At 71.9% G+C, this 22,600-nt stretch carries 19 protein-coding genes; 7 read left to right on the forward strand and 12 right to left on the reverse strand.

Annotation, left to right across the window (positions count from 1 at the left end; translation table 11 throughout):
* Window positions 1–88: 88 nt before the first annotated feature.
* The 3 genes from thpR to ACIGFK_RS35970 form a co-directional block, all read right to left on the reverse strand.
* Window positions 89–688, reverse strand: coding sequence for an RNA 2',3'-cyclic phosphodiesterase (thpR, locus tag ACIGFK_RS35960; protein ID WP_400055226.1), 600 nt, complete (start codon window positions 686–688; stop codon window positions 89–91).
* A gap of 282 nt (window positions 689–970) precedes the next feature.
* Window positions 971–2,323: an MFS transporter gene (locus ACIGFK_RS35965; protein ID WP_376659240.1), complete on the reverse strand. Its 1,353-nt coding sequence runs from the start codon at window positions 2,321–2,323 to the stop codon at window positions 971–973.
* 25 nt (window positions 2,324–2,348) lie between these two features.
* Window positions 2,349–2,786 (reverse strand): MarR family winged helix-turn-helix transcriptional regulator, encoded by a 438-nt coding sequence (locus ACIGFK_RS35970; RefSeq protein WP_376659241.1) that lies wholly within the window; start codon window positions 2,784–2,786, stop codon window positions 2,349–2,351.
* Between the two features lie 129 nt (window positions 2,787–2,915).
* Between ACIGFK_RS35970 and ACIGFK_RS35975 the strand changes: the two genes are divergently transcribed.
* Window positions 2,916–3,098: a hypothetical protein gene (locus tag ACIGFK_RS35975; RefSeq protein WP_030156886.1), complete on the forward strand. Its 183-nt coding sequence runs from the start codon at window positions 2,916–2,918 to the stop codon at window positions 3,096–3,098.
* A gap of 30 nt (window positions 3,099–3,128) precedes the next feature.
* Here ACIGFK_RS35975 and ACIGFK_RS35980 read toward each other — a convergent pair whose 3' ends face one another.
* Window positions 3,129–4,595 (reverse strand): NCS2 family permease, encoded by a 1,467-nt coding sequence (locus ACIGFK_RS35980; protein ID WP_376659242.1) that lies wholly within the window; start codon window positions 4,593–4,595, stop codon window positions 3,129–3,131.
* A 128-nt stretch (window positions 4,596–4,723) separates the two neighbouring features.
* Between ACIGFK_RS35980 and ACIGFK_RS35985 the strand changes: the two genes are divergently transcribed.
* Both ACIGFK_RS35985 and ACIGFK_RS35990 read left to right on the forward strand, forming a co-directional pair.
* A complete protein-coding gene (locus tag ACIGFK_RS35985) occupies window positions 4,724–4,996 on the forward strand; it encodes a DUF2530 domain-containing protein (RefSeq protein WP_386472927.1) in 273 nt (90 codons plus the stop codon).
* Between the two features lie 167 nt (window positions 4,997–5,163).
* Window positions 5,164–7,632: an HAD-IC family P-type ATPase gene (locus ACIGFK_RS35990; RefSeq protein WP_376659244.1), complete on the forward strand. Its 2,469-nt coding sequence runs from the start codon at window positions 5,164–5,166 to the stop codon at window positions 7,630–7,632.
* A 30-nt stretch (window positions 7,633–7,662) separates the two neighbouring features.
* Here ACIGFK_RS35990 and ACIGFK_RS35995 read toward each other — a convergent pair whose 3' ends face one another.
* On the reverse strand, window positions 7,663–10,803 hold the full coding sequence (locus ACIGFK_RS35995) for a sacsin N-terminal ATP-binding-like domain-containing protein (RefSeq protein WP_400055229.1): 3,141 nt from the start codon (window positions 10,801–10,803) through the stop codon (window positions 7,663–7,665).
* A 204-nt stretch (window positions 10,804–11,007) separates the two neighbouring features.
* A complete protein-coding gene (gene serC / locus ACIGFK_RS36000) occupies window positions 11,008–12,126 on the reverse strand; it encodes a phosphoserine transaminase (protein WP_400055231.1) in 1,119 nt (372 codons plus the stop codon).
* A gap of 200 nt (window positions 12,127–12,326) precedes the next feature.
* Here serC and ACIGFK_RS36005 point away from each other — a divergent pair, with 200 nt between their 5' ends.
* Both ACIGFK_RS36005 and ACIGFK_RS36010 read left to right on the forward strand, forming a co-directional pair.
* Entirely contained in the window at window positions 12,327–13,277 is a 951-nt protein-coding gene (locus ACIGFK_RS36005) for a DMT family transporter (protein WP_376659247.1), read from the forward strand.
* Window positions 13,278–14,881: 1,604 nt separating this feature from the next.
* Window positions 14,882–15,154, forward strand: coding sequence for a DUF1876 domain-containing protein (locus ACIGFK_RS36010; protein ID WP_376662120.1), 273 nt, complete (start codon window positions 14,882–14,884; stop codon window positions 15,152–15,154).
* Window positions 15,155–15,199: 45 nt separating this feature from the next.
* Here ACIGFK_RS36010 and ACIGFK_RS36015 read toward each other — a convergent pair whose 3' ends face one another.
* Together ACIGFK_RS36015 and ACIGFK_RS36020 are read right to left on the reverse strand one after the other, a co-directional pair.
* The gene (locus tag ACIGFK_RS36015) at window positions 15,200–15,952 is read right to left on the reverse strand and encodes an ABC transporter permease (protein WP_376662119.1); all 753 of its coding nucleotides are present in this window, start codon (window positions 15,950–15,952) and stop codon (window positions 15,200–15,202) included.
* On the reverse strand, window positions 15,949–16,887 hold the full coding sequence (locus ACIGFK_RS36020; RefSeq protein ID WP_376662118.1) for an ATP-binding cassette domain-containing protein: 939 nt from the start codon (window positions 16,885–16,887) through the stop codon (window positions 15,949–15,951). Before ACIGFK_RS36020 ends, ACIGFK_RS36015 begins: the two co-directional genes overlap by 4 nt.
* A 122-nt stretch (window positions 16,888–17,009) precedes the next feature.
* On the opposite strand from ACIGFK_RS36020, the gene ACIGFK_RS36025 reads away from it, so the two are divergent.
* The gene (locus tag ACIGFK_RS36025; protein WP_376662117.1) at window positions 17,010–17,801 is read left to right on the forward strand and encodes a TetR/AcrR family transcriptional regulator; all 792 of its coding nucleotides are present in this window, start codon (window positions 17,010–17,012) and stop codon (window positions 17,799–17,801) included.
* Between the two features lie 2 nt (window positions 17,802–17,803).
* On the opposite strand, the gene ACIGFK_RS36030 is transcribed toward ACIGFK_RS36025, so the two are convergent.
* The gene (locus ACIGFK_RS36030; protein WP_376662116.1) at window positions 17,804–18,763 is read right to left on the reverse strand and encodes a hypothetical protein; all 960 of its coding nucleotides are present in this window, start codon (window positions 18,761–18,763) and stop codon (window positions 17,804–17,806) included.
* A 124-nt stretch (window positions 18,764–18,887) separates the two neighbouring features.
* Entirely contained in the window at window positions 18,888–19,283 is a 396-nt protein-coding gene (locus ACIGFK_RS36035) for a hypothetical protein (RefSeq protein WP_376662115.1), read from the reverse strand.
* A 187-nt stretch (window positions 19,284–19,470) separates the two neighbouring features.
* On the opposite strand from ACIGFK_RS36035, the gene ACIGFK_RS36040 reads away from it, so the two are divergent.
* Window positions 19,471–19,968, forward strand: a complete 498-nt coding sequence (locus ACIGFK_RS36040) for a hypothetical protein (protein WP_400055235.1) — start codon at window positions 19,471–19,473, stop codon at window positions 19,966–19,968.
* A 113-nt stretch (window positions 19,969–20,081) separates the two neighbouring features.
* Here ACIGFK_RS36040 and ACIGFK_RS36045 read toward each other — a convergent pair whose 3' ends face one another.
* Window positions 20,082–20,603 (reverse strand): DUF3995 domain-containing protein, encoded by a 522-nt coding sequence (locus ACIGFK_RS36045; RefSeq protein WP_376662113.1) that lies wholly within the window; start codon window positions 20,601–20,603, stop codon window positions 20,082–20,084.
* Between the two features lie 171 nt (window positions 20,604–20,774).
* Window positions 20,775–22,544, reverse strand: a complete 1,770-nt coding sequence (gene argS / locus ACIGFK_RS36050; RefSeq protein WP_376661832.1) for an arginine--tRNA ligase — start codon at window positions 22,542–22,544, stop codon at window positions 20,775–20,777.
* Between the last annotated feature and the right edge of the window lie 56 nt (window positions 22,545–22,600).

A 22,600-nucleotide genomic window follows, 5' to 3' on the forward strand; every position in this document is an offset into this window, starting at 1 on the left:
CGGCGGCCGCCACGGCCACGACGACGAACATCAGCACGAGCACACCGGCCATCACACGGTTTCTGGTCTTGGGATCCACCCGTCGAGCCTAACCGCTCCCCTCGGGCCGTCCTTCCAGGGGCCAGGCCGCGACGGTCTCGTAGCGGGGCTGCTCACCGGGGATCCCGCTCGTGGGCAGGTTGCTGCGGACCAGGCTCAGCTCGGTGACCGGCCAGGCGGTCCCCTCGAAGGAGGCGAGTCCCTCCAGGTAGGGCCGCAGGCCGTCGCCGGAGCCCTGCTCGTGGTGGTCGCGCCGGATGTCGCGGCTGCGGCCCAGGGTGAGGTGCGGGGTGTACCGGTGGTGCTGCCCCATCGGCACCCCGGACCGCCGGGCGGCGGCCTCGGCCCGTTCGGAGAGCATCCGCATCGCGTCGATGCCCCCGGCGGCCCCGACCCACAGCGCCCGGTCCCCGAAGTGGCCGGCGCCGTGGAGGCGCAGCGAGAACGGGGCCGTGCGGTGGGCGGCGCGGGCGAGGCGGGTGTGCAGCTCGGGGAGCACCTCGTCCCGCACCTCGCCGAGGAAGGCGAGCGTGAAGTGCCAGCCGGCCGGGCCGGTCCAGCGCAGCCGGTCGTCCCGGAGGCCCTGGAGCGCCTCCTCGAGCTCCTCCGCCGCGGAGGCCGGCGGCAGCACGGCGACGAACAGTCTCATGGCCCGAGCGTAGCCGCGCCGCGGGCCCCGCTGAAGATGCCGCTGCGCGGCACCCCGGGGCTCCGCCCCGGACCCCGCACCTCAAACGCCGGCGGAGCTGGGTTTTCCCGGCGGGGCTGATCTCGCCCTTCGGGCAATCCAGCCGCACCTGGCGGCCGGCAGGAGCGAGATCCGGCCCCTCCGGCGTTTGAGGAGCGGGTCTGGGCGGAGCCCAGGGTGCCGTGCAGCGGCATCTCCGCCCGGCCGGGGGAGAGGCGGGGTCCCGGGGAGGTGGGCCGCAGGCTACGCCGCCGGGACCAGTTCGCGGCGGTGCGAGGAGGTCGGGACGAAGGCCACACCGTGGCGGGAGACGCTCAGCCGGAGGTTGCCCACCCGGGCCAGAACCACCGCGATGGCGACGGACGCGGCCAGCGACACCGCTCCGCCCGCCGCCATGCCGACCCGCGCGCCGTACGTGTCCGTGATCCAGCCCACGAGCGGCGCACCCACCGGCGTGCCGCCCGTGAACACCATCATGAACAGGGCCATCACCCGCCCCCGCATCTCCGGGTCGGTGGCCATCTGCACGCTGGAGTTGGCCGTGACGTTGACCGTCAGCCCGAACAGCCCGATCGGCACCAGCAGCGCCGCGAACAGCCAGAACCCCGGCGCGAAGGCCGTCACGATCAGCAGGACCGAGAACAGCGCGGCGGCCGCGGTCAGCAGCCGCAGCCGGGAGAGCCCCCGCCGGGCCGCGAGCAGCGCGCCGGCCAGGGAGCCGGCCGCGATCAGGGTGTTGAAGAGGCCGTACGTGCCCGCGTCCCCGTGGAAGACGTCGTCGACGAACGCCGACAGCCAGATCGGGAAGTTGAACCCGAAGGTGCCGATGAAGCCGACCAGCACGATCGGCCAGATCAGTTCCGGCCGCCCGGCGACGTACCGCAGGCCCTCGCGCAGCTGCCCCTTCGTACGGGGCTGCGGCTCGACCGGGTGCAGTTCGTCCGTGCGCATCATCAGCAGGCCGATGACGGGGGCGGCGAAGGAGAGTCCGTTCAGCAGGAAGGCCCAGCCGGAGCCGACGGCGGTGATCAGCACGCCGGCGATCGCCGGGCCGACCAGCCGCGCGGACTGGAAGTTCGCCGAGTTCAGGCTGACCGCGTTGGCCAGCTGCTTCTTGCCGACCATCTCGGGGACGAACGTCTGGCGCGCCGGGTTGTCGACGACGGTGACGAGGCCGAGCAGGAAGGCGGCGAGGTAGACGTGCCAGACCTGGACGTGGCCCGCCAGGGTGAGCGCGGCGAGCGCGATCCCGGTGAGGCCCATCGCGCTCTGGGTGCCGATCAGCAGCGGCCGCTTGGGCAGCCGGTCCGCGAGTACGCCTCCGTAGAGGCCGAACACCAGCATCGGCAGGAACTGCAGGGCGATGGTGATGCCTACGGCGGAGGCGGAGCCGGTCAGGGAGAGGACCAGCCAGTCCTGGGCGATGCGCTGCATCCAGGTGCCGGTGTTCGAGACGGCCTGGCCCGTGGCGAAGAGCCGGTAGTTCCGGATCCTCAGCGAGCTGAACATCGAGTTCCGGCCCGCGCGTGCATCTGCAGGGGTAGAGGGGGTGGATGTGTGGCCGGGTGCGGAGTCTGCTCCGTTTCCCGTACTCAAAAGCGTTCGCCTCCTGGCGTCGTCCTTATAGGTGCGCGAGCTTCTCCAGGACGGGTGCGGCCTCGCGCAGCTTGGCCCACTCCTCCTCGGTCAGCTCGGCCGCGAGCCCGGCCAGGAAGGCGTTGCGCTTGCGACGGCTCTCTTCGAGCATCGCTTCGGCCTCCTCGGTTTGGCGGACCACCTTCTGTCGGCGGTCGTCGGGGTGCGGCTCCAGCGTGACCAGGCCCTTGGCCTCCAGCAGTGCGACGATGCGGGTCATCGACGGCGGCTGTACGTGTTCGCGCCTGGCCAGCTCACCGGGGGTGGCATGGCCGCAGCGGGCGAGGGTGCCGAGGACCGACATCTCGGTCGGGCTCAGCGACTCGTCGACGCGCTGGTGCTTGAGGCGCCGGCCCAGCCGCATGACGGCGGAGCGGAGGTCGTTCACGGCGGCAGCGTCGTCGCCATGGGTAAGGTCACGCATGTCTTTAGAATAACTCATTACTCTCGCTAAGGAACACCGGGTTTCCCGTTCGGCCCCTCGTCACTCATAAGGGTGAGAGGGGCGCGGAAAGTGACACGCGTACACGCCCTCTGCCCCGACTCTTTCGGCATGGGGACACATGTGCTGAGCATGCGCATAGACGGGGAGCTCCTCGACAGGCTCCGGACTCATGCCGCCAAACGCGGAATGAGCGTCCAGGACTACGTGGTCCGGACGCTCATCCGCGATGACTTCGACGAGCGCTTCAAGGCGGCCGTCGACGAGACAGAGAAGTTCTACGGGCTGACGTGAGCCCTGTGCGGGCCCCGTGCGGGTCCTGCGTCAGCCCTGCGTGAGGCCCAGGGCGGGCATCGCGTAGTAGAAGACGAACACCGCCGACACGACGTACATCGCCACCGGGACCTCGCGGCCCCGGCCGGTCACCAGCCGCAGGACGCTGAAGCTCACGAAGCCGATGCCGATGCCGTTGGTGATCGAGTACGTGAAGGGCATCATCACCATGGCCAGGAAGGCCGGGACGGCGATGGTGAAGTCGCTCCAGTCGATGTCCTTGACCGAGCCCGCCAGGATCAGGAAGCCGACCGCCACCAGGGCGGGAGTGGCCGCCTGGGACGGGACCATCGTGGCGAGCGGGGTGAGGAACAGCGCCACGGCGAAGAGACCGCCCGTCACGACGTTCGCCAGACCCGTGCGGGCGCCCTCGCCGACACCGGCCGTGGACTCCACGAAGCAGGTGGTCGCCGACGAGGAGGTCGCGCCGCCCGAGGCGACGGCCAGGCCGTCGATCAGCAGGACCCGGTTGATCCCGGGGAACTCGCCGGTCTCCTTGTCGATCAGTTTCGCCTCGTCGCCGACGCCGAGGATCGTGCCCATGGCGTCGAAGAAGCAGGACAGCAGCACGGTGAAGACGAACAGGATGCCCGTCAGCGCCCCGACCTTCCCGAAGCCGCCGAAGAGGCTGACCTGGCCGACGAGCCCGAAGTCGGGGGCGGCCACGGGGTTGCCCGGCCACTCGGGGACGGTCAGGCCCCAGCCGGAGTCCGGCAGGCCCACGACCAGCTGGACGACGACCGCGACGACGGTCATCGCCACGATGGAGATCAGGATCGCGCCGGGCGTCTTGCGGATCAGCAGCGCGAGGGTGAGCAGCACGCCGACCGCGAAGATCAGGACGGGCCAGCCGTGCAGGTGGCCGTCGGAGCCGAGCTGGAGCGGGACCGTGGTGTGCGCGGCGTCCGGGATGCGGGTGACGAAGCCGGAGTCGACCAGGCCGATCAGCATGATGAACAGGCCGATGCCGATGGCGATGCCCTTGCGCAGGCCGAGCGGGACGGCGTTCATGACCCGCTCGCGCAGGCCGGTCGCGACGAGCAGCATCACGACGAAGCCGGCGAGGACCACCATGCCCATGGCGTCGGGCCAGCTCATGCGCGGGGCGAGCTGGAGGGCGACGACCGTGTTGACGCCGAGTCCGGCGGCCAGGGCGATCGGGACGTTTCCGATGACGCCCATGAGGAGGGTGGTGAAGGCCGCCGTCAGGACGGTCGCCGTGACCAGCTGGCCGCCGTCCAGCTGGTGCCCGTACATGTCCTTCGCGCTGCCGAGGATGATCGGGTTCAGCACGATGATGTAGGCCATCGCGAAGAAGGTGGCGAAGCCGCCGCGGATCTCGCGGCCGATCGTCGAGCCGCGCTCGGAGATCTTGAAGTAGCGGTCCAGGCCGCCGGAGGGTTCCCGGGGGGAAGGCTCCGGACGGATGGCTTCGGGGGCGGGGGCCGAGCTGTTCATACGGTCCTCAAATGGGGGTTCATACGAAGAAAATGGGCCTGGCCCAAACCGTTTCAGTATGAACACATGAACGAAGGGGCGTCCATCTCCGCGCGTAGACCCCGAATTGCGGCGCCTAGACTTGGCGCATGGCGAAATGGACTCCGAAGCACGAGGCACCCGAGCCCCTGGAGGGTCCGGTCGTCGCGACCATCGTCGGCGGCACGATCCTCTGGTTCGCCATGTTCCTCGCCCAGCTCCCCTTCTACGGCTGGTTCGCGGACCGGGGCCTGCTGTGGTGGGTCTGGACCTGCGCGGCCGGCGGCTTCCTCGGCCTCATCGGCATCTGGTACGTCCGTGGCCGCGACGCAGCGCTCAAGCGCCACGCGGCGGAAGCCGAGGCTGCTGCGCCGGAGGCGTGATCCAGCCCCGCCGGCGATTGGGGCGCGGTCCGGGGCGGAGCCCCGTGAAGCGGACCTGCACCCGGTCGCGAGCAAGGGCTACCAACGGACGATTCAGGTCATCCCGAAGTCGGATCTTCGATCCGCTCGGCGGGTAAAGCGTCCGAACCGCGCTTAACGTCGAAACCATGACGCAGCGGGCAGACATCGACCACGACGGGCCGGAGCGGCGCACCGCCGCCGTCGGCGGGGCCGCCATCGACGCGGGCGCCGAGCTCGACCCCGTGCACCCCGTGCGGCCCCCGGCCCCCCGGTTCAAGCCCGCCGGACTGACCACCGCCGAAGTCGCCGAACGCGTCGCGCGCGGCGACGTCAACGACGTCCCCGTCCGCAGCAGCCGCTCCACCGCCGACATCGTCCGCGCGAACGTCTTCACCCGCTTCAACGCCATCATCGGCGTGCTCTGGGTGGTCATGTTCATCGTCGCGCCGATCCAGGACACCCTCTTCGGCTTCGTGATCATCGCGAACACCGGCATCGGCATCATCCAGGAACTGCGGGCGAAGAAGACCCTCGACGGCCTCGCCGTCATCGGCGAGGCCAAACCCAGCGTCCGCCGCGACGGCCGCACCGCCGAGATCTCCACCTCCGAGATCGTCCTGGGGGACGTCATCGAACTCGGCCCCGGCGACAAGGTCGTCGTCGACGGCTCCGTCGGCGAGGCCGAGGGCCTGGAGATCGACGAGTCCCTGCTCACCGGCGAGGCCGACCCCGTCCTGAAGAAGCCCGGCGACCCGGTCATGTCCGGCTCCTTCGTCGTCGCCGGCGGCGGCGCGTTCACCGCCACCAAGGTCGGCCGCGAGGCCTACGCCGCCCAGCTGGCCGAAGAGGCCTCCCGCTTCACGCTCGTCCACTCCGAGCTGCGCTCCGGCATCTCCACCATCCTCAAGTACGTCACCTGGATGATGATCCCGACCTCGATCGGCCTGATCATCAGCCAGCTCGCCGGCAAGGACTCCAACCTCAAGGACGCCATCGCCCGCACCGTCGGCGGCATCGTCCCGATGATCCCCGAGGGGCTCGTCCTCCTGACCTCCGTCGCCTTCGCGATCGGCGTCATCCGCCTCGGCCGCAAGCAGTGCCTGGTCCAGGAGCTCCCCGCCATCGAGGGCCTCGCCCGCGTCGACGTGGTCTGCCTCGACAAGACCGGCACCCTCACCGAAGGCGGCATGGACGTCACCGAGCTCCGCCCGCTCGGCGGCGCGGAACCGGCGTACGTCAAGAAGGTGCTCGGCGCCCTCGGCGAGTCCGACCCCCGCCCCAACGCCAGCCTCCAGGCGATCATCGACGCCTACCCCGACAGCGCGGAGTGGCGCTGCACCGAATCGCTGCCCTTCTCCTCCGCCCGCAAGTACAGCGGCGCCAGCTTCAGCGAGGGCGACGGAGAGAACAACACCTGGCTGCTCGGCGCCCCCGACGTGCTGCTGCCCGCCGGGGACCCGGCGCTCGACGAGATCAACGACCTCAACGAACAGGGCCTGCGCGTCCTGCTGCTCGCCCGCTCCGCCCGCGAACTCGACGACGAGGCCGTCGCCACCGGGGTCAGGCCGACCGCCCTCGTCGTCCTGGAGCAGCGGCTGCGCCCCGACGCGGCCGACACCCTGCGCTACTTCGAGGACCAGGACGTCAAGGCCAAGGTCATCTCCGGGGACAACGCGATCTCCGTCGGCGCGGTCGCCGGGAAGCTGGGGCTGCCGGGCGCGGACAACACGGTGGACGCCCGCAAGCTCCCCACCGAGCAGGCCGGCATGGCCGAGGTCCTGGACGGGAACACGGTCTTCGGCCGCGTCACCCCGCAGCAGAAGCGGGACATGGTCGGCGCCCTCCAGTCCCGGGGCCACACGGTCGCGATGACGGGCGACGGCGTCAACGACGTGCTCGCCCTCAAGGACGCCGACATCGGCGTCTCGATGGGATCGGGCTCCGAGGCAACGCGCGCGGTCGCCCAGATCGTGCTCCTGAACAACAGCTTCTCGACGCTCCCCTCGGTGGTGGCCGAGGGCCGCCGCGTCATCGGCAACATCACCCGCGTCGCAACCCTCTTCCTGACGAAGACCGTCTACTCGGTCCTCCTCGCCATCCTGGTGGTCTGCTCACGGGTCGAGTACCCCTTCCTGCCCCGGCACCTGACCCTGCTGTCCACCCTCACCATCGGCATCCCGGCCTTCTTCCTGGCCCTGGCCCCCAACAAGGAACGCGCCAAACCGCACTTCGTGAGGCGCGTGATGCGGTACGCGATCCCCGGCGGCGTGATCGCGGGAACGGCCACCTTCGTCACGTACCTGATCGCCCGCGCCTACTACACGGGCCCCGACTCCCTCAAGGCGGAGACCAGCGCCGCCACCCTGACCCTCTTCCTCACCTCGATGTGGGTCCTGGCGATCATCGCCCGCCCCTACACCTGGTGGCGGCTCGCCCTGGTCGGCGCGATGGGCGGGGCCTTCCTGATCGTCCTGGTCGTCCCGTGGCTCCAGGACTTCTTCCAGCTGAAGCTGGTGGGCACCACGATGCCCTGGATCGCCGTGGCCATCGCCGCAGCGGCGGCCACCCTGATCGAATTCACCTTCCGCTGGGTGAACCGCAGGTTCCCGGCGTAGGGGGCCCGGCCCCGGGCCCCCGGCCGGATCTCAGTCGAACCAGCGGTCCCGGGCCAGTTCGGCGGTCCGGGACGGGTCCTCCAGGAGGGCTGCCACCTCGAAGCGGCGGGGCCACTGGCCCGCCGACCAGGCGAGGCCGGCGGCCACGCCTTCCAGGGTGGCGGCGTGGAGGGTGCCGTCGGGGGTGCGGCGCCAGTCGAGTTCGGTGCCGCCCGCGATCAGTTCCTCGTGCTCGAGGTACGTCAGCGGGGTGGCGGGGCCCAGGAGGATGCGGACCGATTCGGGTACGTCGTGCTCCTCGCCCGGCGTCGTGACCTCCGCCGGGACCGTCTCCGAGAGGCGGCGGACCTGCAGGAGGTCCGCCAGGTCCGCGGCCCGGGACGGGGGGACGGGCAGCAGCGGGAGGCCCGCCGTGAGGGGGAGGAGGTCGGGGGCGTCGGCGATGACCGCGTCGGCCGCGTCCACCACCACGACCTCGCCGTCCACCACCGCGCGCAGCTCGTCCGGGAGGGTGACCTGCTCGGGGTCCAGGTCGGCCAGCGCGCCGTACAGGCCGTGCAGCTGGCGGCCCGTCACCTCGCGGTCCGGGTCGGCGAGGCGGCCCAGGAGCTCGGCTGCGCCGCCGGGCTCGTCGAGGAGGGCCGGGACCGTGGTGCGTACGCCCAGGGCGCGCAGGACCTGCTCGTCCTCGAAGCCGGTGGCGTCGGCCGACGTGTAGAGGCCTTCGAGGAGCGGATCGCCGCCCGCCGCCCGCAGGCCCGCCGGGCGGCGGCCGTCGAGCACCGGGTGGTCGCGCAGCCACCAGGCGGTGTACGGGCGCACGGACTGCGTGGTGCCGTCCGGGAGGAGGATGCGCACGGGCTGGGTCAGGGCGTCGCGCAGCGGGGGCTGCGCCAGCATCGCGAGGGCCTGGGGCCAGCAGTCGTCGTCGACCAGGTCGAGGTCGCGGACGGCGACGATTTCCGTGGCCACCGGGGGGACGGGCAGGTCGGGGAGCTGGTCGAGGACGTCCTCGCACCACACGTCGACCGCGTCCAGCAGCCCCGCGTCGTCGGGCTCCGCGAAGTCCCCCTCGCGGGGCTCCAGTTCGTCCGGGTCGAGGACCACGTCGGTGGCGCGGACCAGCTGGAACGTGGCCAGGACCCCGCAGGCCGTGAGGGTGTCGGCGTCCCAGCGGGCGGCGAGCTCGGCGTCCACGTACGGGACCTCGTCCTCGCGGATGACGGAGGCCAAGGGGCTCCCGGGCAGCAGCAGTTCGCCCGCCGGGGTCAGCTCGCCGTCCTCGTCGGGCAGGGCCAGCGCACCCAGCCAGGGCTCGTCACCGGGGGCCAGCTCGGCGTCGCGGACCAGCGTCAGGACGATCTCGGCCAGCTCGTCGGCGTCCGGGGTGTCCGCGTCCTCGTCCCAGATCTCCCCCGCGTCCAGGGAGGCCGCGACGGCCGCCCGCACCTGCGGGGTCGTCAGCACGGCCCGCGCCGTGGCGGGGAGGGCGCCGAGCTTCTCCAGCAGCGGGTGCGCCGCGTCCGGGTGGGCCACCTTCAGCCCGAGGCGGGCCAGGTCCGCCGGGGTGTCCGCGTACGGCAGCAGGACGTGGCGCGGGCCGATGGTCGTACGGCCGTCGGCGAGCGGCACGGGCAGCCCGGACAGCCGGTCCGGGTCGACGCCGGCGAGGCTGTCGTAGAGCCGGTGCCACCAGTCCGGGGTCCGCTCGATGCCCGCGATCCGCTCGATGGCATCGCCCAGCGGGAGCCGGCCCACGCCCAGGGTGCGCAGCTCGGCGCGGCGCTCCAGACCCGCCGGGAGCAGCGTCGGCAGCACCTCCGCGAGGACCCGTACGGTGTCGGCGCCCGCGCCCTCCACCACCTCTGCCTCGAACGGGCGCAGCGCCGACAGCTCCTCGGAAGGGGCCGCCGGGGCGAGGAACGCGGTGCGGGGGAGCCGCTTCAGCACGGCCACGCGCAGGGCCCCGTCCAGCTCGCCCTTGCCGAGCGGGCCCGGTACGAGGTCCACGAGCCCGGGGCTCACCGGCTCCCACCCGCCGAGGAGTTCGGCGTACGCGTCCGCCGCGCGCTCCACGAGGAAGTCGGTCAGCGGCCCCGGGGCGGGGTGCCGGCGGGAGGTGTCCAGCGGCAGGGTCGCGATGAGCAGGGCGGGGATACCCAGCGGCTCGTCGGTCGGGGTCGGCGCGTGTACGACGGGCGCGGTGGCGGGGCGTACGGGCGCGCCCTCGGCGTCCACGGGCACCGCCCAGGACACCGCCCAGGCGGGCCGCAGCCGCTCCTCCACGGGCCGGTCGGCGAGCAGCGCCCGCTCGATGGGGCCGCCGTGGCGGACGGTGCGCCAGCGGTTGGTGGTCGTGGCACCGCCGAGCGAGTCCTCGATGACGGTGTACGGGCCCTCGTCGCGGCGGTACAGGGTGCGGGTGCCGCCGGCCGTGCTGCTCGACGGGGTCTCGACGACGACCTCGCGCAGCCCCGGCAGGGTCAGCAGCAGGGCGTCGTCGATGCCGGCCAGCAGCCGCTCGGCGAGGCCCTCGGCGGCGGCGTCGCGCAGCGGGAGGACGACCACGGTGTCGTAGCCCTCGGGCGCGGTGCCCTCGGCGGGTAGCGGGAGCCGCAGCAGCGGGACGTGCCCGTCGCGGCGGCGCAGTTCGTCGCCGAGGCCGGGGCTGCCGACGGCGGCGCCCCGCGCCAGTTCGCGGGCCTCGGCCAGGGACCAGCGGACGCCGCCGTGCCGGCCCAGCACCGCGGGCTCGTCGCAGACGGCCAGCACGGCGGCGAAGCCGACGCCGAAGCGGCCGACGCTGTCGTGCGCGGACTCCCGCTTGGCGGAGGCACGCAGGGTGGACAGCGACTCCACGCCCGTCGCGTCCAGCGGGGCGCCGGTGTTGGCGACGGCCAGCACGGCGTGCCCGTGCTCGCCCTCGCCCGGGTGCAGGGTGAGCCGCAGCCGGCCCGGCACCCCGGCGCGGGCGGCGGCGTCGGCGGCGTTCTGCGCCAGTTCGACGACGAGCCGGTCGCGGTAGCCGCCGAGCGCGAGGTCCTCCTCGGCGTTGGCGTCCTCGCGGAACCGGGCCGGGCCCGCGCCCCACGCGTCCAGCACCCCCCGCCGCAGGCGGGCCGTGCCGAAGGGGTCCACGCCGCTCTGGGCCGCCGTCACTCGCACGCTCACGCCGCTGCCTCCAAGTCGCTTCCCGGGGTGCTGACCCCGGAGCCCTGAAGGTATCGCGTACGGGGCTGCGCCTTGCCCGTGAGGTGGGCGAACACGAGGTTGGCGTCCCATTGACCTCCTCGCCCCATGAAATTGAGCGGGCTCCTCCGAAACACCGGAGCCCCCGACCACAGGTGGCCGGGGGCTCCGCGTCGTCAGGTCAGGTCAGAGCTGCTCGATGACGTAGTCGATGCACGCGGTCAGCGCCTGCACGTCCGCCGGGTCGATCGCCGGGAACATCGCGATGCGGAGCTGGTTGCGGCCGAGCTTGCGGTACGGCTCGGTGTCCACGATCCCGTTGGCGCGCAGCACCTTCGCGACGGCCGCCGCGTCGATGTCGTCCGAGAAGTCGATCGTGCCGATGACGGCCGAGCGCTTGTCGGCGTCCACGACGAACGGGCTCGCGTACTTCGAGGCCTCCGCCCAGCCGTACAGGTTGCGCGCGCTGGCAGCCGTACGGCCGGTGGTGAACTCCAGACCGCCCTGGCTGTTCATCCACTCCAGCTGCTCGTTCAGCAGGAAGAGGGTCGTCAGCGCCGGGGTGTTGTACGTCTGGTTCTTCAGCGAGTTGTCGATCGCCGTCGGCAGCGAGAAGAACTCCGGAATGTGCCGGCCCGACGCGTGCACGCGGGCGGCGCGCTCCAGGGCGGCCGGGGAGAACGCGGCCAGCCACAGGCCGCCGTCCGAGGCGAAGGACTTCTGCGGGGCGAAGTAGTAGACGTCGGTCTCGGTGATGTCCACCGGCAGACCGCCCGCGCCCGAGGTCGCGTCCACCAGGACGAGCGAACCGGCGTCGGCGCCCGCGACGCGCTTGATCGGCGCCGCGACACCGGTCGAGGTCTCGTTGTGCGTGTACGCGTACACGTCCACGCCCGCCTCGGCGACCGGCTCGGGGTGCGTGCCCGGCTCGGAGGAGATCACCGAGGGCTCGTCCAGCCACGGCGCGAGCTTCGCGGCCTTGGCGAACTTGGAGGAGAACTCACCGAAGGTCAGGTGCTGGGACTTCCGCTCGATCAGACCGGCGGTCGCGATGTCCCAGAAAGCGGTGGAGCCGCCGTTGCCCAGGATCACCTCGTAGCCCTCGGGGAGCGAGAAGAGGTCCCGGAGGCCCTGGCGCACCGAGCCGACCAGGTTCTTGACCGGGGCCTGGCGGTGGGAGGTTCCGAGCAGGGAGGTACCGGTGGCGGCGAGGGCGTCCAGCGCCTCGGTCCGCACCTTGGAGGGGCCCGCGCCGAAGCGTCCGTCGGCGGGCTTGATGTCAGCGGGAATCTGGATCTCAGCCACGGGCGGAGCGTATCGGGTCCACGTGGGCGCCACCGCCGCGCGTCCACCCGGTGAGACGCCGTGGCGGACACCCGGAGGCGTTTCGCGGGGTTATGCCACCACTACGGCACGTGAACATCACACGGCCCGGAACCGCTCAGCGAACACCCTGTAAGGAAAGACACGCGGCAACACTCCTTACCCCCGTCTACCCTGGGAAGATGACCGCGCCCGCGCCCTCCTCCACGAACACCGCCACCCCGGCAGCCGCGCCCGCCGCACCGACTGCTTCCGCCGCTTCCCCCGCCCGTGGCGGGGCGGCCCGTTTCGGGCCGGTCGCGCTGGTGATCTCGGCGGGCATCTCGGTCCAGTTCGGCGCCGCCCTCGCCGTCACGATCATGCCCAGGGTCGGCGCGGCAGGCGTGGTCACCCTGCGGCTCGCGGCCGCCGCCATCGTGCTGCTGCTCCTGTGCCGGCCCAGGCTGCGCGGCTACTCGCGCTCCGACTGGCGCACCGTGATCGCCTTCGGCATCGCCATGGCCGGCATGAACGGCCTCTTCTACCAGTCCGTCGACCGCATCCCGCTCGGCCCGGCCGTCACCCTCGAGGTACTCGGCCCGCTCGCGCTCTCCGTCATCGTCTCCCGCCGCCTGGTCAACCTCCTCTGGGCGGGCCTCGCCCTCGCAGGCGTCGTCCTCCTCTCCAGCCACGGCGGGGGCGGCTTCGGCGGCCTCGACCCGCTGGGCGCCGGCTTCGCCCTGGGAGCGGGCGCGATGTGGGCCGCGTACATCGTCTTCAGCGCGCGCACGGGCCGCCGCTTCCCGCAGGCCGACGGCCTGGCCCTGGCGATGGCGGTGGCAGCGGTGATCTCGCTCCCGCTCGGCGTCTTCGAGGCGGGCTCGGACCTGCTGCGCCCGAGCACCCTCGCACTGGGCGTCGGCGTGGCCGTACTGTCCTCCGTCCTGCCGTACACCCTGGAACTCCTGGCCCTGCGCAAGCTGCCGGCCCCCACCTTCGCGATCCTGATGAGCCTGGAGCCGGCCATCGCGGCCACGGCGGGCTTCCTCGTCCTGCACCAGGCGATGTCTGCCCTCGACGCCCTGGCCATAGCCCTGGTCATCGCGGCAAGCATGGGCGCGGTCCGGTCGCAGGTGGGGAAGCGGGGGGAGTAGGGGGCGGGGGTACGCCCCCCCCCGCGGGACCATCACCCCCTCGGGCCCCGCTCCCGGGCAGCGCCTGCCCACCCGCCCCCGGGTGCGGGTGGGTGGGTGCCGGCGCCCGCACGGGAGGGGGTCTTGCCTGTTCGGGCCCCGCTCGGGGGGGTTCTCGCGAGCCGTCTCCCCAGGTGGGCGGGGCCGGGGGAAGGCGGGACTTGCGCCGGGCGGAATCAGAGAGGCCTTGGGGGGTTCCCGGCTGTCCCATCGTCCTTCCGGTTCGGGCCGGTCCGTCAAGAGCGCTCCTTCGTCGCGTCGCTTCGCGATCGCCTACGGCGACCCTTGACCGACCGTCCCGACCCGGAAAGACAAAGGACAGCCGGGAACCCCCCAAAAGGACGGGCCGGTCCGAGGACAGAACACGGCCGTGTCGACGATGCCCGACCCCGCTCCGGCCCCCACTCTCCCCTCGGGCCCTCCCAGACCGCTCCCCGGACCGGCCGGGCGCAACAGATCGCTACGCGCTTCGCCCGTCTCGGCGTCTGCGACCCGTCTGGGGCTGGTCCGACGCCCCAGATCGCTACGCGCTTCGCCTTGACGGCGTCCGACGGCCGCCTGGGGCTGGTCACAGGCCGCCCAAGGCCCCAAGCGCTCCTCCAGGACCGCGTCTGACGGTCGCCGAGAGGAGAAAGGGACTCAAACAGCGGCTATGTCGAGCTGTACTCACGTCAGAGCCGGTGGGCGACCAGAATGCTTGGCGTTATGCCCCAATTGAGGGCATTTGGGGGTGGGTTTGTGGAGACGGTCTCGTCCTGACATGAATACACCTCAGCCAGGGCGAGCATTCGCCCCTTTGAGCCGCTGATCGGCCCCACTTCGCGTCTCTCAGCCCCAGGCGGGGGTCGGTCGCCGTCGTCGAGAAGCGCGTAGCGATCGTTGGCGGCTTGACCGGCCCCGGACGGCCGTCGGACGCCGTCCTGGAGGAGCGCGTAGCGATCTGTGGCGTCGGATCAGCCCCGGACGAGTCGCAGACGCCGAGACGGGAGGAGCGCGTAGCGATTTGGTGCGCCCGATCTGCCCCGAGGGTCTTGTGGTCGAGGTTCGGGGATGGGTGGCCGCCTGCCCGGTCCGGGGAGCGGGCTGGGAGGGCCCGAGGGGAGAGTGGCGGGCCGCAGCGGGGTCGGACATCGCTGACATGGCCGTTTGTCCTTGTCTCCCCCGGCCCGTTCTTTTGGGGGTTTCCCGGCAGTCCTTGTCTTTCCGGGGCGGGACGGCCTGTCAAGGGCGGCCGAAGGCCGTCGCGAAGCGACGCGACGACGAAGGAGGAGCGCCCTTGACAGGCCGTTTCGACACGGAAGGACTATGGGACTGACGGGAAACCCCCAAGCCCTCCCCGATTCCGGCAAGCGCAGATCCCGCCACCACCCCCACCCCGCCGTACCCGGCGGTCCGCCCCCGCCCCCACCCCCGTGAGAGGCGGGTGGGCAGCCGCCGGGTGCGGGCGGGGGTCGCGGGGGCGATGGCCCCGCACGCGCGTGAACCCGTACCCCCGCCCCCCGCTCGCGCTCCACCCCCCGCGGGCGCACCCTGGAAGCAGGGTGACCCCCTGGAGGTGATGCACCATGACCACACTCGTCGGGTGGCACGTGGAGCTCGAATTCACCGAGGAGGGCCACCGCACCAGTGCGGCGGCCCTGGTCAGGCTCGGGGACGGCTCCGAGATCAAGGCGCGCGGCTATGCCCTGCGCCACCCCTCCGACCCGGAGCAGCTGAGGGTCGGGGAAGAGATCGCGGGCGCTCGCGCGCTCATGGATCTCGCGTCGCAGATGCTGCAGAAGGCCCACAGCGAGATCGACGAAGCCACCGGCCGTCATTCCTATCCGCTCAATCGATGACGGACGGGCCCGCTGACGGGCTCCACGGGTTCAGCCCGGGGTTCGTCAGCGGGTCCGGCTGCGGAACAGGACGCCGGCCAGGGTCACGGCCACCGCCGTGATGCCGGCGCACCAGGCCAGGGCCACCCAGGGGGAGTTCCCCGCGGGCTGCGCCAGCAGCAGCGCGCGCAGGGATTCGATCACCGGGGTCAGCGGCTGGTGCTCGGCGAAGCCGTGCAGCCAGCCCGGCATGGTCCCGATCGGGACGAACGCACTGGACGGGTACGGCAGGAACATCATCAGGAAGGTGAACCCGCCCGCCGCCTCCGGCGACTTGGCCAGCAGGCCGAGGACGGCGGCCAGCCACGAGATCGCCGTGATGTACGCGAACAGCAGCCCGGCCGCCGCCAGGAAGGCGGACGGTCCGGCCTCGGGCCGGAAGCCGATGGCGAGGGCGACGGCGAGCACGAGGGCGGTGGACAGCAGGTTCCGCAGGACGGACGCCGTCACGTGTCCGGCCAGGATCGGGACGCCGCCGATGTCCAGGGAGCGGAAGCGGTCGACGACCCCGTTCTTCATGTCGTCCGCGACGCTGACGGCGGTGCTCGCCGCGCCGAAGCCCGCGCACAGCAGCATCGCGCCGGGAACCACGTACGTCACGTACTCGGTCCCGGTGTCGATGGCCCCGCCGAAGAAGTAGACGAAGATCAGCATCAGCATCACGGGGAGCATCAGCGCGGCGATCAGCGCGTCGGGGCTGCGGCGGCTGATGCGCAGGCTGCGCCCGGCCAGGGAGAGGGCGTGGGCGGCGGCGGTCATCGGTCGGCTCCCGTCAGGGCGAGGAACACGTCGTCGAGGGTGGCGGTGCGGACCGCGAAGCGGTCGACGGCGGTGCGGTCGGGGTCGAGTTCGTCGAGCAGCGCCCGCACGTGCGCGGCGCTCCCGTCGGTGGCCAGGCCCAGGGTCAGCTCGTCCGGGTCGAGGTGGACCGCGCGCGGGGCCAGCGCCTCGTAGGCGGCCCGGTCGGTGAGCGTGAGGTCCAGCCGGTGGCCGTCGACACGGGACTTGAGCTCGGCGGGAGTGCCTTCGGCGGCGATGCGCCCGTCCGCGAGGACGGCGACGCGGTCGGCGAGCCGGTCGGCCTCCTCCAGGTACTGGGTGGTGAGCAGCACGGTCGTGCCGTCCGTGCGCAGTTCCCGTACGAGGTCCCACAGGTCCTGGCGGCTGCGCGGGTCGAGCCCGGTCGTCGGCTCGTCCAGGAAGATCACCTCGGGTCGGGAGACGAGGCTCGCGGCGAGGTCGAGGCGCCGTTGCATGCCGCCCGAGTACGTCTTCGCCGTACGCGCGCCGGCCTCGGCGAGGCCGAAGCGGTCGAGCAGCTCGTCGGCCCGGGTGCGGGCCGCGCGCGGTCCCAGCCCGCGGAGCCGGCCCATCATGCGGAGCGTCTCGGCGCCGGTCTGCAGTGCGTCGACGGCCGCGAACTGCCCGGTGAGGCTGATGGCGCGGCGTACGAGAGCCCGCGCGGAGGCGGTGTCGTGTCCGGCGATCCGGGCGGTCCCGGCGTCGGGCTCGGTGAGGGTGGCGAGGATCCGGACGGTGGTGGTCTTCCCGGCGCCGTTCGGGCCGAGGAGGGCGAGGACGCTGCCGCGGGGGACGGCGAGGTCGATGCCGTCGAGGACGCGCAGGGCGCCGTAGGACTTGGTGAGGCCGGTGGCGTGGATTCCGAGGTCCGTGCCGGGGTCGTACGTGGTCATCACGGACCACGCTCCCTTCTGCGTATGGGTTACGCGCTACTGCGTAAGTAATACACAGAACTAGGATGTGGGTCAACGGCCCATGACGGAGCGGGCGGCGGACGCACGGAGAGGGGGCGGCCATGGCGGACGAGGAACAGGCGGCGGACGGCACCGGTCTCCCGGCGAGCCTCGAGGTGGCCTGGGGCCTGCGCGAGCGCCCCGGCAAGGGCCCGCGCCCCGCCCTCACCGTCCCGCGGATCGTGGAGGCGGCCGTCGCGCTCGCCGCCACGGAGGGGATGGAGGCCGTCTCCATGGGCCGGGTGGCCAAGGAGCTCGGCGTCTCGACGATGTCCCTCTACCGGTACGTCGCGGCCAAGGAGGAGCTGTACATCCTGATGTCGGACGCGGGAGTCGGCACCCCGCCACCGCTCCCCGCGGACACCGGCACGGACGCGGACGGCACCCGCTGGCGGGAGCTGCTGTCGGACTGGGCGTACGCGCAGCGCGCCCTGCTCATGGCCAAGCCGTGGATCCTGCGCATCCCGATCACCGCCCCGCCGGCCACCCCGAACCAGCTCGCCTGGATGGAGCGCGGGCTCGCCGCCCTCGCGGGCACCGGGCTGGCGGAGAGCGAGAAGCTCTCGACGATCATCCTCATCGGCGGCCTCGTGCGGAACGAGGCGACCATGGCCGCCGACATGATGGACGCCATCGTCAAGAGCGGCGTCTCACCGGACCAGGTCGTGGGCCAGTACGTCCGCACGCTGCGGCTGCTCACCGGCCCGGACAGCCACCCGGCGGTGACCAGGCTGCTGGAATCCGACGCGTTCACCGGCTCCGACGAGCCGGACTTCCAGTTCCGGTTCGCCCTGGCCCGGCTGCTCGACGGCCTGGCCGGACTCATCGACGGGCGGAGCGGGTCCGGCAGCTGACCTCAGGCCCCGGACGCCTGCAGGGTCGCCGCCAGCTTCATCCGCTCGTCCAGCTGCTTCTTCGCCAGGTCCAGCGTCTCCGCGTGCCGCTCGATCGCCCGCTGCTGGTAGGCGACTTCCACCGTGTACCAGACGCCCACCAGGTTGGTCTCCTTCTTGCAGGCCACGTCCTGGGTGGCCATGGTGATCGCCTGCGGGCTGCCGAAGCCGGTCTCGTCGAGGCCCGGCGGCAGGCCCGTCGGGTCGGCGAACGCGGCGTAGCCGTGCTTGGCCATGCACTCGCTCCACGACTTCGTCGCCGCGACGACCCGGCTGTCCTTCTGGGCGCGGCCGTAGGCGTCGAGTCCGTAGCCCTGCGCGACCATGGTGTCCACCGTGTCCTTGGTGGGCGTGAACAGCTTCAGGGCGCTCTCGCGCAGGCAGCCGCCCGCCGGGACCTTCTGGCCGCCGACGACGGTGGTCGCCACGTCGGACTTCTCGGCCTCCTCCTGGCTCATCGGCACCGGGAGGGACGGGTCCACCTCCAGGCCGAACAGCACGAGCTTCTCGTTGGGCCCGAAGGGCTGTTGAGGGGGCTTCACGGTCTGGCCGACCTGCGGGTTGGCATAGCCGACCCGGGCCACCTCGGCCGGGTCGGAGACCCCGTACCGGCGGTTCTCGTCCTGTTTGACGGCCGTGTCGGCCTTCCGCCGCTGCTGGTAGCGGAAGCCGTAGCGCTGCATGCACTGGTCGATGAGCACGTCCTGCGCCTCGTCGAGCACTGCGAGCTGCCGGTTGTCCGGCATGTAGCCGGCCAGCGGGAACGCGAGGCTCCGGCTTTCGAGGAGGGCCGGCACGGCGCCGATCCCGGGTTCCGCCTCGGAGTCCTTGCCGTCGCCCGACTGCGTGCACCCGGTCAGCAGGAGTGCCAGTACGGCTGCGGAGGCCGCCAGGAAGGGGCGGGGGGCGTGCGGCGAGGACATCGTGGCTCCGTGCGGGCTCGACGGGGGCGGCTGCGGTGCGGGCGCGACGCAGCCCCGCCCGGTTGCTGCGGGCGGAGCTGCGGCTGCGGCCGGGTGCGGGATCCGCGCGATCCCGCCGTCGGGCCTAGTTGAAGTAGGCCGAGGAGATCTGGTTGAAGAAGGTCGTGTTCAGGTTGCCCCTGGTGCCGACGCCGAGGTTGAGGTGGTAGCCCGCTCCGGCGGAGCCGGTGTGCACGTTCCACGTGTAGGTGTCCCGGTTCGACCAGGACTCCGTGTTGTTGTCGACGTAGTTGTTGGCGCAGCTCCGCGTTCCCGTGAAGTAGTCGTTCACGAAATTGCTGTCGCTCGCCCAGAGGTCGAAGACCGAGTTCGACTGGTCCTGCCAGCAGAAAAGGCCGAGTTCGCCGTCGGTGAGCCAGCCGTCCTTTCCTTCGGCGGAGGCCGAACCGGCGCCGAACGCGAGGGCGCCGAGTACCAGGCCGGCGGCCGCGACGGTGCGCAGGGAATTACGAAGCTTCATCAGTCACGCCTTTCGGGCAAACTGTCGCAATTTCGGGGGCGGGATCGTGGCCTGTGCGGATGGGGCTTCGACCGCCAAGGAGTGGATCACGTCACGGTGGGTCTGGCAACTGTCCGTGAGTACAGGAATTCGCTCTGCGGCTTGGCCTAGGGTGTCGGGCGATACGAGGTGCCCTAGGAGGAATGCCGTGCCCTTTCCGCGTGCCCGATCGCTTTCCGTACCCGTCACATTGGCGCTTTTGGCACTGGCCGGTTGCACAGGGGCGGATTCCGCTTCCTCGTCCGCCTCTCCGGGGACTGCTTCCTCCGTTCCGGAATCCGCCAAGAAAAAGGGGCGGATTGCCCCCGAAATGGCCGACTTTTTCCAGTGTCTCGTGGAGAAGGGGCTGCCGGTGCGGGGCAGCGCCGACGGGATTCCGCTCGTGGATTGGGACAATGCCGATCCGGCCAAGGCGAAGGACGCCAAAGCGGCTTGTGACAGCCGTCTTCCGGTTCATCCGCTGGACCCCGCGGTGCTCGCGCAGGCGCAGCAGTTCACGGCGTGCATGCGTGCGGAAGGCTTCGCGGACTTCCCCGATCCCGATCCGCGGACGGGCGATCACGAGGGCGCCATCGAAGGACTCGGCCTGAAGGAATCCCCGGAGGGCTTCGCGGCCCTGAAGAAGTGCGGCGGCAGATCCGGATAGCCGCGCCGAACGGCAGCAGCGGCAGCGGCGGCAGCGGCGAACGCCGGGCGGACGGCAACGGCCCCCGGCGGCCGCGTCGAGCGGCGGCACGGGGGCCCGGGGGTGCCGGTCCGTCAGACGGTGCGCGCGCGACGGCGGAGGCGCCGTGCACCGCCCGCGAGCGGTGCGGCTCCGCCGCCGGGCGTCTCCCCGCCGGCCGTCTCCCCGCCCGTCGCCGCCAGCCGGGCCGCCGCCCATCCGAGGCCCAGGCACACCGGCGTGTAGAGCAGCAGGTTGAGGGCACGGAACGGGCCGTCCGCCGGGGCGGCCACCAGCCCGGCCGCCCAGCCGAGCCCCACGATGCCCCGCACGCACAAGCCGGACGCCACCGCACCCGTGACCAGACGCCCCGCCCGGCCCCCGCGCCCCCGGGAGTGCGCCAGTACGGCCCCGGCCCCCGTCAACAGCAGGCCGGCCAGCGGGACCACCACCCGCGGGGTGAACGGCGCCTCCATGCCGAGGACGGCGAGCGACAGCGCCCGCACGTCGGCGGCGGGCCAGGTGGCCCCGGTCGCCCAGTACAGGTGCACCACCCCGTCGAAGGCGAGCACCCCCGCCACCGCCAACCCGCTCCGGCGTCGTGTCGTGGTCTTCATGTGAGCCCCCTCGGCCCTCGGTGCGCAAACTCCGTCACCGGAAGGAGCAGGGGCGCGGCGGGAACATTCCTGTGGGCTGCACCACACGCGCGGCGGCCGCGCATGCGCGAAGGCCCCGCCCCGGTGCGTGCGCCGGGGCGGGGCCTTCGTCCGTGTGGTCCTACGTGCGGGTCAGAGCTTCTCGGGCGTCCGGATGCCCAGGAGGGACATGCCCTTCGCCAGGGTGCGGGCCGTCAGGTCGCACAGGAACAGGCGGTTCTCCGCGACGACCTGCTCCGGCTCCGGCTTGATCACCGGGCACTCGGTGTAGAACGTCGTGAACAGCGACGACAGCTGGTAGAGGTACGCCGCCACCTTGTGCGGGGCGTACTCCGCCGCCGCCTCGGCGATCAGCTCGCCGAAACCGTCCAGGTGCAGACCCAGCGCACGCTCCGACGGCGCCAGCTCCAGCTCCGCGTGCGCGACCGGCTGCCGCTCGCCCGCCTTGCGGAGGATGGAGCGGATACGGGCGTACGCGTACTGGAGGTACACCGAGGTGTCGCCGTTGAGCGAGACCATCTGGTCCAGGTCGAACTTGTAGTCACGGGCCGCGGACGTCGACAGGTCGGCGTACTTCACCGCGCCGATGCCCACGTACTGGCCGTTCTCGACGATCTCCGCCTCCGTCAGGCCCACCTTCTCGGCCTTCTCCCGCACCACCGCCGTCGCCCGGTCCACGGCCTCGTCGAGCAGGTCCACCAGCCGGACCGTCTCGCCCTCACGGGTCTTGAACGGCTTGCCGTCCTTGCCCAGGACCGTGCCGAACGCCAGCTGGACTGCCTTGACCTCGTCGTTCAGCCAGCCCGCCCGGCGCGCCGTCTCGAAGACCATCTTGAAGTGCAGCGACTGCCGCGCGTCGACCACGTAGATCAGCGACGTGGCGCCCAGGTTCGACACACGGTCGCGGATCGCCGACAGGTCGGTCGCCGCGTAGCCGAAACCACCGTCCGACTTCTGCACGATCAGCGGCGTCGGGTTGCCGTCCGGGCCCTTGACGTCGTCGAAGAACACGCACAGCGCACCGTTGGAGCGGACGGCGACGCCCGACTCCTCCAGCAGCTTGCACGTCTCGACCAGCATGTCGTTGTAGCCGGACTCGCCGATCACGTCCGGGTCCTGGATGTCCATGTCCAGCTTGTTGAAGACGGAGTAGAAGTAGATCTTCGACTCGTCCACGAACCGCTGCCACAGCGCCAGCGTCTCCGGCTCGCCCGCCTGGAGGTCCACCACCCGCGCCCGGGCCCGCGTCTTGAACTCCTCGTCGGAGTCGAAGAGCGCGCGCGAGGCCTTGTACAGCCGGTTGAGGTTGGACATGGCCTCCTCGCCGGACGCCTCCCCCTCCGACTCGTGGTCCAGCTCGTGCGGGTGCTCCATCAGGTACTGGATGAGCATGCCGAACTGGGTGCCCCAGTCGCCGATGTGGTGACGCCGCACCACCTTCTCGCCCGTGAACTCCAGGATCTCCACCATCGCCGCACCGATCACGGCGGACCGCAGGTGGCCGACGTGCATCTCCTTCGCGACGTTCGGCTGCGCGTAGTCGATCACCGTCGTACCCGCGTTCGGGGCCAGCGGCACGCCCAGACGGTCGTCGCCCGCCCGGGCCGCGAGCGTCTCGACGATCGCCCGGTCGGTGATGGTGATGTTGAGGAAGCCCGGACCCGAGACCTCGATCTCCTGGATCAGGTCACCGGTCGGGATGCCCTCGACCACGGTCGTCGCCAGCTCGCGCGGGTTGGCCTTCGCCTTCTTCGCGAGCGCCAGGATGCCGTTGGCCTGGAAATCGGCCCGGTCGCTTCGTCGCAGCAGCGGGTCGGCGCCACCGGCCTCCGGCAGGGCCGAGGCGAGGGCGTCCGCGACGCGCTGATGGACGGAAGAAGCGAGGGAAGGGACCGAGGCCATGAGCTGCCGTTCCTGTGAGGTCGTGCCGGTGGGTGCACTTGGTTGTTCCGACAAGT

The organism is Streptomyces sp. NPDC085524 (assembly GCF_044541755.1).
Classification (GTDB): Bacteria; Actinomycetota; Actinomycetes; order Streptomycetales; family Streptomycetaceae; genus Streptomyces.

Bases quoted from the DNA above. Each gene is read 5' to 3' on its own strand.
- thpR (WP_400055226.1), bottom strand. From the start codon at position 688: ATGAGACTGTTCGTCGCCGTGCTGCCGCCGGCCTCCGCGGCGGAGGAG.
- ACIGFK_RS35970 (WP_376659241.1), bottom strand. From the start codon at position 2,786: ATGCGTGACCTTACCCATGGCGACGACGCTGCCGCCGTGAACGACCTC.
- ACIGFK_RS35975 (WP_030156886.1), top strand. From the start codon at position 2,916: ATGGGGACACATGTGCTGAGCATGCGCATAGACGGGGAGCTCCTCGAC.
- ACIGFK_RS35980 (WP_376659242.1), bottom strand. From the start codon at position 4,595: ATGAACAGCTCGGCCCCCGCCCCCGAAGCCATCCGTCCGGAGCCTTCC.
- ACIGFK_RS35985 (WP_386472927.1), top strand. From the start codon at position 4,724: ATGGCGAAATGGACTCCGAAGCACGAGGCACCCGAGCCCCTGGAGGGT.
- ACIGFK_RS35990 (WP_376659244.1), top strand. From the start codon at position 5,164: ATGACGCAGCGGGCAGACATCGACCACGACGGGCCGGAGCGGCGCACC.
- ACIGFK_RS36005 (WP_376659247.1), top strand. From the start codon at position 12,327: ATGACCGCGCCCGCGCCCTCCTCCACGAACACCGCCACCCCGGCAGCC.
- ACIGFK_RS36010 (WP_376662120.1), top strand. From the start codon at position 14,882: ATGACCACACTCGTCGGGTGGCACGTGGAGCTCGAATTCACCGAGGAG.
- ACIGFK_RS36015 (WP_376662119.1), bottom strand. From the start codon at position 15,952: ATGACCGCCGCCGCCCACGCCCTCTCCCTGGCCGGGCGCAGCCTGCGC.
- ACIGFK_RS36020 (WP_376662118.1), bottom strand. From the start codon at position 16,887: ATGACCACGTACGACCCCGGCACGGACCTCGGAATCCACGCCACCGGC.
- ACIGFK_RS36025 (WP_376662117.1), top strand. From the start codon at position 17,010: ATGGCGGACGAGGAACAGGCGGCGGACGGCACCGGTCTCCCGGCGAGC.
- ACIGFK_RS36030 (WP_376662116.1), bottom strand. From the start codon at position 18,763: ATGTCCTCGCCGCACGCCCCCCGCCCCTTCCTGGCGGCCTCCGCAGCC.
- ACIGFK_RS36035 (WP_376662115.1), bottom strand. From the start codon at position 19,283: ATGAAGCTTCGTAATTCCCTGCGCACCGTCGCGGCCGCCGGCCTGGTA.
- ACIGFK_RS36045 (WP_376662113.1), bottom strand. From the start codon at position 20,603: ATGAAGACCACGACACGACGCCGGAGCGGGTTGGCGGTGGCGGGGGTG.
- argS (WP_376661832.1), bottom strand. From the start codon at position 22,544: ATGGCCTCGGTCCCTTCCCTCGCTTCTTCCGTCCATCAGCGCGTCGCG.